Source organism: Nakamurella sp., from assembly GCF_048594475.1.
In the GTDB taxonomy this organism is placed as follows: domain Bacteria; phylum Actinomycetota; class Actinomycetes; order Mycobacteriales; family Nakamurellaceae; genus Nakamurella.
The window spans coordinates 1-10,029 of sequence record NZ_JBMDXT010000517.1 but is presented as its reverse complement, the minus strand read 5'-3'; the positions used below and the strand labels follow the sequence as shown (position 1 = coordinate 10,029).

Here is a 10,029-nt window from a genome sequence, read left to right as displayed (position 1 = left end):
CGCTCCGACCCGCGCCGCCCGGACCCGACCCGATCCCCGGCGGTCCGCGCCGCCGCCCGCCGATCCCCGGAGCGGCCGGCGTGGGCATTAGCGTTCTGCTGGCCGGTGGCGGGACGGCCGGGCACGTCGAACCGGCGCTCGCGGTGGCCGACGCCCTGGTCGCCGCCGACCCGTCCGTCACGATCACCGCGCTGGGCACCGACCGCGGGTTGGAGACCACCCTGGTTCCCGCCCGCGGCTACGAGCTGCGGCTGATCCCGGCGGTGCCGCTGCCCCGCAAGCCGTCGACGGATCTGCTGACCCTGCCGACCCGGATGCGGCGGGCGGTCAAGGCGACCCGGGCGGTGATGGCGGAGCGGCACGTCGACGTCGTCGTGGGCTTCGGCGGGTACGTGGCGCTGCCCGCCTACCTGGCGGCGCGCAAGCGGGTGCCGGTGGTCATCCACGAGGCCAACGCGACCGCGGGCCTGGCCAACAAGATCGGCGCTCGGTGGGCGACCGCGGTCGCGGCCGCGGTCGCGGGCACCGGGCTGCCCGGGGCGACCGTCGTGGGCAACCCGGTGCGCCGGGCGCTGTCGGAGCTGGACCGGCCTGCGCTGCGGGCCCAGGCCCGGGAGTTCTTCGGGCTGGACCCGGACGCCCCCACGCTGCTGGTCTTCGGCGGGTCGCAGGGCGCCCAGCGGATCAACGCGGCGGTCGCCGACGCGGCCGCGGACCTGGTCGGGGCGGGGGTCGGCGTGCTGCACGCGCACGGGCGCAAGAACACCGTCACGGTGCCGCCGCTGCCGCCGGGGCCGGCCTACGTGACCGTGCCGTACCTGGACCGGATGGATCTGGCCTACTCGGCGGCCGATCTCGTGCTGGCCCGCTCCGGTGCGATGACGGTCGCCGAGATCGCGGCCGTCGGTCTGCCGGCCGTCTACGTGCCGCTGCCGCACGGCAACGGCGAGCAGCGGCTCAACGCCGCCGCGCAGGTGGCGGCCGGATCGGCGGTCGTCATCGAGGACGCCGCCCTGGACCGGGCGGCGGTGACCGAGCAGGTGCTGCCACTGGTGATCGACGGGATCGTGCGGGACGGCATGACCGCCGCCGCGGCCGGGCTGGCCACCCAGCGGGCCGACGAGCGGGTCGCCGCCATGGTCGTCGACGCGGTCGCGGGAGGCCGGTCGTGACCGACGCGCCCACCACCCAGCTCGGCGCGTCGCTGCGGCGCGCCCATCTGGTCGGCGTCGGCGGGGCCGGGATGAGCGGCATCGCCCGCATCCTGGCGGACCGCGGCTTCGCCGTCTCCGGGTCCGACGCCCGCGACTCCGCCGTGCTGGCCGGGCTGGCCGCCCGCGGTGTCCGGACCGCCGTGGGGCACGCGGCGGCCAACCTCGAGCTGCTGCCCGGCGGCCCGACCGCCGTCGTGGTGTCCACCGCGGTCCGGCCGGACAATCCTGAGGTCCTGGCCGCCCGCGCCGCCGGCATCCCGGTGGTGCGCCGGGCCGACGCCCTGGCCGCGCTGATGACCGGCCGCCGCTCGGTGTGCGTGGCCGGCACCCACGGCAAGACCTCCACCACCTCGATGCTCACCGTGGCTCTGCAGGAGGCCGGGCTCGACCCGTCGTTCGCGATCGGTGGCGAGCTGACCGGTTCCGGGCTGGGCGCCCACCACGGTCGTGGGGACGTGTTCGTCGCCGAGGCCGACGAGTCGGACGGGTCGTTCCTGTCGTTCGGCCCGCACGGCGCGGTGATCACCAACCTGGAGCCCGATCACCTGGACCACCACGGCACGGCGGCCGCCTACACCGCGGTGTTCGATCAGTTCGTCGACCGGATCGAGCCCGGCGGGTTCCTGGTCGTCTGCGCCGACGACCCGGGGACGGCCGCGCTGGCCGACCGCGTCGCGCTGCGCCGGGTGATCCGGTACGGGCGGTCGACCGCGGCGACGGTGCGGTTGGCCGGCGACACCGTCGTGCTGGCCGACGGCCGGGAGGTCCCGCTGCGGCTCACGGTGCCCGGCGAGCACATGCTGCTCAACGCGACCGCGGCGCTGGCCGCCGGGGTCGAGCTGGGCGTCGACCCGGAGCCGTTGGCCCGGGGGTTGGCCGGCTACACCGGGGTGCGCCGCCGGTTCGAGCGCAAGGGCACCGCCGGTGGGGTGGTGGTCTACGACGACTACGCCCACCACCCGACGGAGGTGGCCGCCCAGCTCGGCGCCGCCCGCGGGGTCGCCGGCGACGGCCGGCTGGTGGTGGTGTTCCAGCCGCACCTGTACTCCCGGACGGCGACGTTCGCCGCCGAGTTCGGCACCGCGCTGGCCACGGCCGACCTGGTCGTCGTGCTGGACGTCTACGGCGCGCGGGAGGACCCGCAGCCGGGGGTGACCGGCGAACTGGTCGCCGCTGCCGTCCGGGACCGGACGGCCGTGCTCTACCACCCGGACCGGGCGTCCGCCGCCGACGCCGTCGCCGGTCTGCTCCGGCCCGGCGACCTGGTCATCACCATGGGCGCCGGTGACGTCACCGCGATCGGCCCGCAGCTGCTGGCCCGGCTGGCCGGGCCGGGCGGGGACCCGGAAGGAGCAGCGCCGGCATGAGCGCGACGACCGAGAACGAGGCCACCGGGGTGCGGGCCGCCCGGACCCCCCGCCGCGGCGGCGGGTCCGCTCCCGTCCCGGCCACGCGGCGCCGCGGGCCGTGGATCGTCGCCCTGGGCACGGTGGTGGTGCTGGTCGCCGGCGCGGTGTACGCGGTGTTCTTCAGCCCGCTGCTGGCGGTCACGTCGGTGACGATCTCGGGGGCGGACGACGCGGTCACCGCCCAGGTGCGGGCGGCGGTGCCGGCCGCGACCGGCACCCCGCTGGCCCGGGTCGACCAGGACGCGGTGGCCGCCGCCGCGCCGACGGGGCCGCAGATCGCCGACGTCGAGGTCGCCCGCGAATGGCCGCATACCCTGGCGATCACCGTCACCCCCCGGGTGCCGATCGCGGTGACCTCGGCCAACGGCCAGCTGTGGCTGCTGGACGCCGACGGCGATCCCTACCTCACCGTCCCGTCGGCGCCGGCCGGCCTGGTGACCGTGCAACTCGCCGCGCCGGGCCGGTCCGACCCGGCGACCAGAGCCGCCCTGCAGGTGGTGCAGGCGCTCACCCCGGACTTCCGCTCGCAGGTCGCGGAGCTGTCCGCGCGCACCGAGTTCGACATCGAGCTGACCCTGGTCGACCGGAAGAAGATCATCTGGGGCGAGCCGACGCAGTCGGCGCAGAAGATGCAGATGCTGCCGGCCCTGCTGGCCGCGCGGGACGGCACCGAGTACGACGTCTCCGATCCCACGCTGGTCACCGTCCGCTGAGCGGACGGGCCGGTCAGGCGGCGAGGAACAGGGCCAGCACCGCGGTGTCGGCGTCGTCGTAGGGGTTGATCCCGGCCCGGCTGACCATGCTGGTGATGTTCCCGTGATGGTCGGCCTCGACCCAGGCGGCGCGGTGGTCCAGGCCCAGGTGCGGGATGCCCGGCAGCAGGACGCATCCGGACGCCACCTCGTCCTGCTCGGGCAGGGAGGGCCGGATCTCGTTCGGCGGGTGCAGCACGATCAGGCCGGGCGGCTGGTGCTCGGCGAACTGCCCGGGGAGAACGGCGTTGTCGCCGACCACCGGGCCTTCGGCGATGACCAGCCCGACGGTGCCCGGCATCGGCTCGTCCGGCAGTTCCTCCCGGACCCGGAAGACGGTGCTGGTCGGCAACATTCCGGGGACGCTGGCCACCCGAACGGCCAGCAGCAGGAACTTGGCCCATTCGATCGTGTTGGCCGGCCACCGGCCGGACACCAGGAACCCGCTGAGCAGGCCCTCCGCGTGGAAGGGCGCCACCTCCACCGACACGCCGTCGCGTTCGACCGTCATCTGCTCGCCGCCTCCCGTCCACCGGATGGCCCATCGTGAATCACACGCCTGTTAGCACACAAGACCCTCTGAGTGCTAAGGGCTTTCGAGATGACGCGCAGGTCACGGGGGTATGACGGCCCGGTCCCGATGGCGGCGTGCGGCGGTCGTGACGCGCGCGGCGCGTCGCCGGGGTGTTGCGAAAGAGTGAACGGGGTGCCGCTTCGGTGCCGGGGATCACACCGTGTATCCCCGGCACCGACGCGGGTGCGTCAGCGGGATCCGCGGACCCCGGTGCGCCGGCTGTACATGCCGGCGACCAGCCCGACGGCGATCACCGCGACGATCAGCTGGACGAGCAGTTCGAGCCAGTCGATCCCGCTGGTGTTGGTCGGGATGCCGAGGGCCCGGGCCAGGAACGTGCCGACCAGGGCCGCCACGATGCCGACGACGATGGTCAACCAGATCGGCAGGTTCTGCTTGCCCGGCAGCAGGAGCCGGCCGAGTGCGCCGATGATCGCGCCGATGACGATGGCCGAGATGATGCCGGTGATGGTCATGCTGTCCTCCGAGTGGGTGGGCGGGTGACGGGAGGGGTGGCCCGTCACGGTCCCCAGGTTCACCACCGGGGCGGGGGTCAAACCCGCGTTGCCGGGCCGTTGTCCGGCCGTTGCCGGCCCGTTGCCGAGCGGGCGCGTGCCACCGGGCCGGCCGGCGGGCGGTGTCGGACCCATGACGCAGACTGGCCCGGTGACCTACCCCGCCGACTTCCCCGTACCGGTCGACGCCGGCGGCCCCGGCGCCGGATCGCCGATCGGCGGGTTCGGCGGCAACCCGGGCGCCGACCGGACCGCGCACCGGGCGGCCGTCGTCCGGCTGGGCCGGGCGCCGGTGCTGCTCGTGCACGGCAACGGCGGGGCGGCCGACGTCCGGCCGTGGGATCTGCTGGACCAGCGGCGGTTCCTGCTGGCCGCCGGCTACGCCGACGAGCTCGTCTGGGCGCCGAGCTACCTGGGCGCCGGTGCGGTCGACCTGTTCACCCCACACACCGACAACGTCGAGGACCTGCGGCGCTACCTGGAGGCCGTCTGCGCCTACCTGGGGGTCGAGGTGGTCGACGTCATCGCGCACTCGCTGGGCTGCACCCTGACCTACGCCCTGGCCCGCGGGCTGGCGCCGCAGGCCGCGCCGATCGTCTGGGACCGGCCGCCGGCCTGGTCCCGGCTGGGCACGTTCGTCGCCCTGGCCGGCGCGTTCCACGGGCTGGGCGCCGGATCGGTCGGGGAGTGGGCCACCGGCGGTGAGTTCATGCGCGAGCTGCTGGCCGAGACCGCCGGCGGCGGCGGCGAGACGCCCTTCGGCCCGGGTGACCCGCCGACCGGCGGGCCGGTGCCCCACACCATCACCTACTTCTGCGGCACCGCGGCCGGCGACTTCGTCGACGCGCAGCAGCCCGGCACCGGCCGGCTCGATGGTGCGGTCAACCGGTCCTACGACCTGGGCGCGGGCACCCGGGGCCACCAGGCGATCAAGGAGAGCCAGGCCGTCTTCGACGATTTCCGGCCGCTGCTCAACTCCGTCCCGCCGGGGCCGCCGGTCGCGCTGAGCCTGCACCCCGGGTCCGGCGCCCAGCCGCCCGGCGTCGCGGTCACGGTCACGGTGGACCCGGACGTCGACGTCCGGCTGACCGCCGAGCGGGTGGTCACCCGGTTCGCGGGCGGCTTCCTCGACCGCGCCGTCGAGCAGACGCTGACCGCGACTGTCCGATCGGGCGGCGGGCTGACCCTGACCGATCCGGGCGCCTGGGAGGTCACCGCGACGGCGCCGGGCGCGGCCCCCCGGCGGGCCGCCTACCGGGTCGGCGGCTCTCCGGTGGAGGTCACCGTCGTCCCCGACGGCACCGAGCCGTTCCCGGACACCCTGCTGGTCACCGCGACGACCTCGAGCCCGGTCGCGGTGCTCTACCACTCGCTGGACGGGCAGCGCTGGACCGCCGGCGCGTCCGTCACGATCGACGCCGACGCCGTGGTGTCGTTCGTCGCGATCGATCCGGACGGGGTCGCCTCCCCGGTGGTGGCCCGATCGTTCCGCCGCGCCATCCCGTGGACCGACCGGGCCACCGGCACCGTCGTCGACCATTTCGTGGCCGGCCGCATCGACGTCGCCGGGTTCCTGACGCTGGCCGACCGCTTCGGCTTCTTCGCCCCGTTCACCCTGTACCTGGTCGCGGACGGCTGGGTGCTCGACCCGCGGCGGCCCACGCCGGTGGCGCCGGCCGGGGTGACCGCGGTGGGCGCGCCGCCGGCGACGGGCAGCGTCACCGTGGACGTGCCCGCCGACGCGCAGGTCCGGTACACGCTGGACGGCACCGTGCCGACCGGCGAGGCGGCCGGATTCACCGGTCCGACCCAGCTCGTGCTGCCGCCCGCCACCGGGCGCCGGGTGCTGGTCTACCGGGTCACCGGGGCGGGCGGGGATGTGCGGTTCGGGGCGGTGCCGCTGGCCGGTGGCTGATCGGGGGTGTGCATCCTGCACACTGCCGGCCCGGCGGGATGTGCCGGGCCTCCATAGCTGCCGCCCGGACCGCGGCCTACGCTCGCCCGTATGACACAGCCGTCCCCGAATCAGCCGTCCCGGTCGCTGTCCGGCCGCACCGCCCTGATCACCGGCGCCGCCAGCGGCATCGGCCGCGCGATCGCCGAGCAGTTCGTGCAGGACGGTGCCGCGGTGGTCGCCGTCGACCGCGACGAGGAGCGCCTGGGCAAGGTGTGCGCCGACCTGGGCGCCACCCCGCTGGTGCTCGACCTGTCCGACACGGCCGCCCTGCCCGACGCGATCGCGGCGGTCGCGCCCACCGTCGACATCCTGGTCAACAACGCCGGGATCCAGCACGTGGAGCGGATCGAGGACTTCCCGATCGGGACGTTCGAGACGATCCTGAAGATCATGCTCACCGCGCCGTTCGTGCTCACCCGGGCGGTGCTGCCGGGCATGTACGAGCGCGGCTGGGGCCGCATCGTCAACATCTCATCGGCGCACGGCCGGCGGGCCAGCCCGTACAAGTCCGCCTACGTCACCGCCAAGCACGGGCTGGAGGGCCTGAGCAAGGTCATCGCCCTTGAGGGGGCGGGCAAGGGCGTCACCAGCAACTGCATCAATCCCGGCTACGTGCGCACCCCGCTGGTGGAGAAGCAGATCGCCGACCAGGCGGCCGTGCACGGCCTGCCCGAGGACGAGGTGCTGGCCAAGGTCATCCTGACGTCCTCGCCGGTCAAGCGGCTGATCGAGCCGGCCGAGGTGGCCGCCGCCGCCGCCTTCCTCTGCTCGCCCGCCAGCGCGTCGATGACCGGCTCGCAGATCGTGCTCGACGGCGGCTGGGGCGCCCGCTGACCCCGCCGCGCCCGGCCGGCACCGCCGTCGACCCGGCCGGGCCCGACGTTGCGGACCGGCCGCTCGCGGCCGCCGACGGGGTCGCCCACCTGCTGGACCTGCTCGCCCGGGACGCCTCGGCGGTCGAGTTCGAGCGGCCGGTCGTCGATGCCCGGACGGCGGGCCGGCCGCCCGTCGAGATCGACGCGCTGGAGCGGGCCAAGCAGGTCGCGCTCGGCGTCCGGGAGCAGCTGCAGGCCCACCGGCGCCGGGAGGCCGAGCTGGCCGCGCTGTTCCAGACGGCGTCCGACCTGGCCGCGCTGAACAGCGTGGACGAGGTGCTGGTGGCCATCGTGCGCCGGGCCCGGACGCTGCTCGGCCGCGACATCGCCTACCTGTGCCTGAACGACGACGAGCGCGGCGACACCTACATGCGGGTCACGGACGGGTCGGTGTCGGCCGAGTTCCAGGCCGTGCGCCTGCCGCTGGGCGGCGGCCTGGGCGGGCTGGTCGCCCAGCAGGGGGTGCCGATCGCGTCGGCCGACTACTTCAACGACCACCGGTTCCGGCACCTGGGCACCATCGACTCCGCCGTGCACTCCGAGGGTCTGGTCTCGATCCTGGGGGTGCCGCTCAAGCTCGGCGCCCAGGTGATCGGCGTGCTGTTCGCGGCCGACCGGCGCCGGCGCGCGTTCTCCCGCGACGAGGTCGCGCTGCTGTCCTCGCTGGCCGCGCACGCCGCGGTCGCGCTGGACAATGCCCGGCTGCTGGCCGAGACGCGATCGGCGTTGATCAGCCTCGAGCAGGCGAACGCCTCGCTGCGCGAGCAGAGCCAGGACATCGAACTGGCCGTCATCGCCCACGACCGGCTGGCCGAACTGGTCCTCCGGGGCGGTGGCGTGGCCGAGGTGGCGGCGGAACTGGCCGACGTGCTCGGTGGCACCGTCGAGCTGCAGGGCCCGGCCGAGATGTCGAACCCGTTGGCCGCCAATCAGTCCAGCGTGCCGGTGGCCACCGGGTCCGAGTTGCTCGGCCGGCTGGTGCTGACCCGGGCGGACCAGGCCCGGCCGGCCGATCTGCGCGTGCTGGAACGCGGCGCCGTGGTGACCGCGCTGCTGCTGCTGTTCAACCGGCACCTGGCCGAGATCGCCAACCGCGGCCGGCGCGACCTGCTGGAGGACATGCTCACCGGCTCGGTCACCGAGATCGACGAGATCCGCGCCCGAGCGGTCGATCTGGACGCCGACCTGACCGGCGACCTGGTCGTGCTGGCCTGCGCGGTGCCGCGGCACCGGGTCGACTCCGAGCAGGCCGCCGCCTTCTACGCCGGTCGCCGGCGCGGCTTGTCCGCGCGGGTGGACGGGCACGTGGTGCTGCTCGTGCCGGGCACCGACCCCGGTGCCGCGGCCCGGGAGGCCGTCACCGCGCTGGCCCGGGTCCTGGGCGGTCCGGTCACCGCGGCGGGGGAGCGGGTCGCGGTCGGCCCGTCGCGGGTCGCCGAGCTGGGCCGGGCCCACCGTTCCGCCCGTCAGGCGCTGGCCGCGATGCTCGCGCTCGGCCGCGAGGGCCAGGGGGCCACCACCGCCGACCTCGGCTTCATCGGCGTCCTGCTGTCCGCCGGGGACTCCGGCCGCCAGTTCGTGCAGGACGTCCTCGGCCCGGTGGCCGAGTACGACGCCGCCCGCGGGTCGGACCTGGCCGCCACCCTGGACGCCTGGTTCGGCCAGGGCGGTCACCTCGGCCGGACCGCGGCGACCCTGCACGTCCACCCGAACACCGTGGGGCAGCGCCTGTCCCGCGTCGCGACCCTGCTCGGAGACGACTGGTCCGCCCCCGAGCGGGCCCTGCAGTTGCAGCTCGCCCTGCAGTTGCGCAAGCTCCTGCCGGGCGCCTGACGGCTCGCGTTGCCGTCCACCGCGGGCGGGAGCCCGGCGGCGGCGGCCGGTGCCGGGCCGGGCGAGGGTTGATCATGGTCGAGTGGTCATCGGCCCGGTCGTCGGCCATGATGTGGGCGGTTGAGTGCGGCTCGGGGGCCGCGCGCGAATCGGGGGAACCATGTCGAGCGGTCTGTTGACCAAGGGTCAGAACGTCATGCTGTCGCGGACCCGGCTGGCCTTCCGCCTGGTCACCACACCACAGGGCGGCGTCGATCTGTCGGCCCTGCTGCTCGACGATCGCGGACGGGTCCGCGGCGAGCCGGACTTCGTCTTTTACAACCAGTCCACCCATCCCTCCGGCGCGGTCCGGCTGGGCCCGGCGGCGGCCGGCTCCCGGGTCGAGATGGATCTGGCGACCGTGGAGCCGGACGTGGACCGGGTGATCGTGGCCGCCTCGGTCGACTCCGGCGGGATCGGCCGCTACCAGCGGCTCGAGCTCGTCGTCACCGACCTCGACTCCGACGAGCAGCTCCACCACGCCATCGTGGTCGGTGAGAGCAACGAAGCGGCCATGGTTCTCGCCGAGGTCTACCGCCGCCAGGGGGCGTGGAAACTGCGGGCCGTCAGCCAGGGCTACGACATCGGGCTGGCCGGACTGGCCACCGACTACGGCATCGTGGTCGACCCGCCGGGTGGCGCCACCGGTGGGTCGCCGGCTCCGAACGGGCCGGCCCGGGATCGAGCCGGCGAGGGACCGGCGACGACCGGGCCGGTCACGACTGCGCCGGAACCGGCGCCCTGGTCAGCACCACCGGCACCGCCGGCCCCACCGGCACCGCCGGCCCCACCCACACCGCCGGCCCCGCCGGCCGCACCGGCACCGCCACCGCCGGCTCCCGCCGGGACCGGGCCCGCGCC

General features: G+C 75.3%; 9 protein-coding genes. 7 read left to right on the top strand and 2 right to left on the bottom strand.

Annotated elements, in window-relative coordinates; genetic code table 11:
• Nucleotides 1-32 precede the first annotated feature (32 nt).
• From murG to ACOJUF_RS23370, 3 genes are read left to right on the top strand one after another with little or no spacing between them, the layout of a single operon-like run.
• The gene (gene murG / locus ACOJUF_RS23380) at nucleotides 33-1,172 is read left to right on the top strand and encodes an undecaprenyldiphospho-muramoylpentapeptide beta-N-acetylglucosaminyltransferase (RefSeq protein WP_420124209.1); all 1,140 of its coding nucleotides are present in this window, start codon (nucleotides 33-35) and stop codon (nucleotides 1,170-1,172) included.
• Complete coding sequence (murC, locus tag ACOJUF_RS23375; protein WP_420124207.1) at nucleotides 1,169-2,581, top strand: UDP-N-acetylmuramate--L-alanine ligase; 1,413 nt, start codon at nucleotides 1,169-1,171, stop codon at nucleotides 2,579-2,581. Before murG ends, murC begins: the two co-directional genes overlap by 4 nt.
• The gene (locus tag ACOJUF_RS23370; protein ID WP_420124206.1) at nucleotides 2,578-3,336 is read left to right on the top strand and encodes a cell division protein FtsQ/DivIB; all 759 of its coding nucleotides are present in this window, start codon (nucleotides 2,578-2,580) and stop codon (nucleotides 3,334-3,336) included. The genes murC and ACOJUF_RS23370 overlap by 4 nt, the downstream gene beginning before the upstream one ends.
• A gap of 13 nt (nucleotides 3,337-3,349) precedes the next feature.
• Here ACOJUF_RS23370 and ACOJUF_RS23365 read toward each other — a convergent pair whose 3' ends face one another.
• The gene (locus tag ACOJUF_RS23365; protein ID WP_420124205.1) at nucleotides 3,350-3,886 is read right to left on the bottom strand and encodes a peptidase; all 537 of its coding nucleotides are present in this window, start codon (nucleotides 3,884-3,886) and stop codon (nucleotides 3,350-3,352) included.
• A 251-nt stretch (nucleotides 3,887-4,137) separates the two neighbouring features.
• The gene (locus ACOJUF_RS23360; protein WP_420124204.1) at nucleotides 4,138-4,425 is read right to left on the bottom strand and encodes a GlsB/YeaQ/YmgE family stress response membrane protein; all 288 of its coding nucleotides are present in this window, start codon (nucleotides 4,423-4,425) and stop codon (nucleotides 4,138-4,140) included.
• A gap of 190 nt (nucleotides 4,426-4,615) precedes the next feature.
• Here ACOJUF_RS23360 and ACOJUF_RS23355 point away from each other — a divergent pair, with 190 nt between their 5' ends.
• The 4 genes from ACOJUF_RS23355 to ACOJUF_RS23340 all read left to right on the top strand — a co-directional run.
• Nucleotides 4,616-6,379: a hypothetical protein gene (locus tag ACOJUF_RS23355; RefSeq protein ID WP_420124203.1), complete on the top strand. Its 1,764-nt coding sequence runs from the start codon at nucleotides 4,616-4,618 to the stop codon at nucleotides 6,377-6,379.
• 90 nt (nucleotides 6,380-6,469) lie between these two features.
• Entirely contained in the window at nucleotides 6,470-7,255 is a 786-nt protein-coding gene (locus ACOJUF_RS23350; RefSeq protein ID WP_420124202.1) for a 3-hydroxybutyrate dehydrogenase, read from the top strand.
• 89 nt (nucleotides 7,256-7,344) lie between these two features.
• The gene (locus ACOJUF_RS23345) at nucleotides 7,345-9,129 is read left to right on the top strand and encodes a helix-turn-helix domain-containing protein (RefSeq protein ID WP_420124208.1); all 1,785 of its coding nucleotides are present in this window, start codon (nucleotides 7,345-7,347) and stop codon (nucleotides 9,127-9,129) included.
• 160 nt (nucleotides 9,130-9,289) lie between these two features.
• The coding region (locus ACOJUF_RS23340) for a TerD family protein (RefSeq protein WP_420124201.1) at nucleotides 9,290-10,029 on the top strand (740 nt) is incomplete at its 3' end.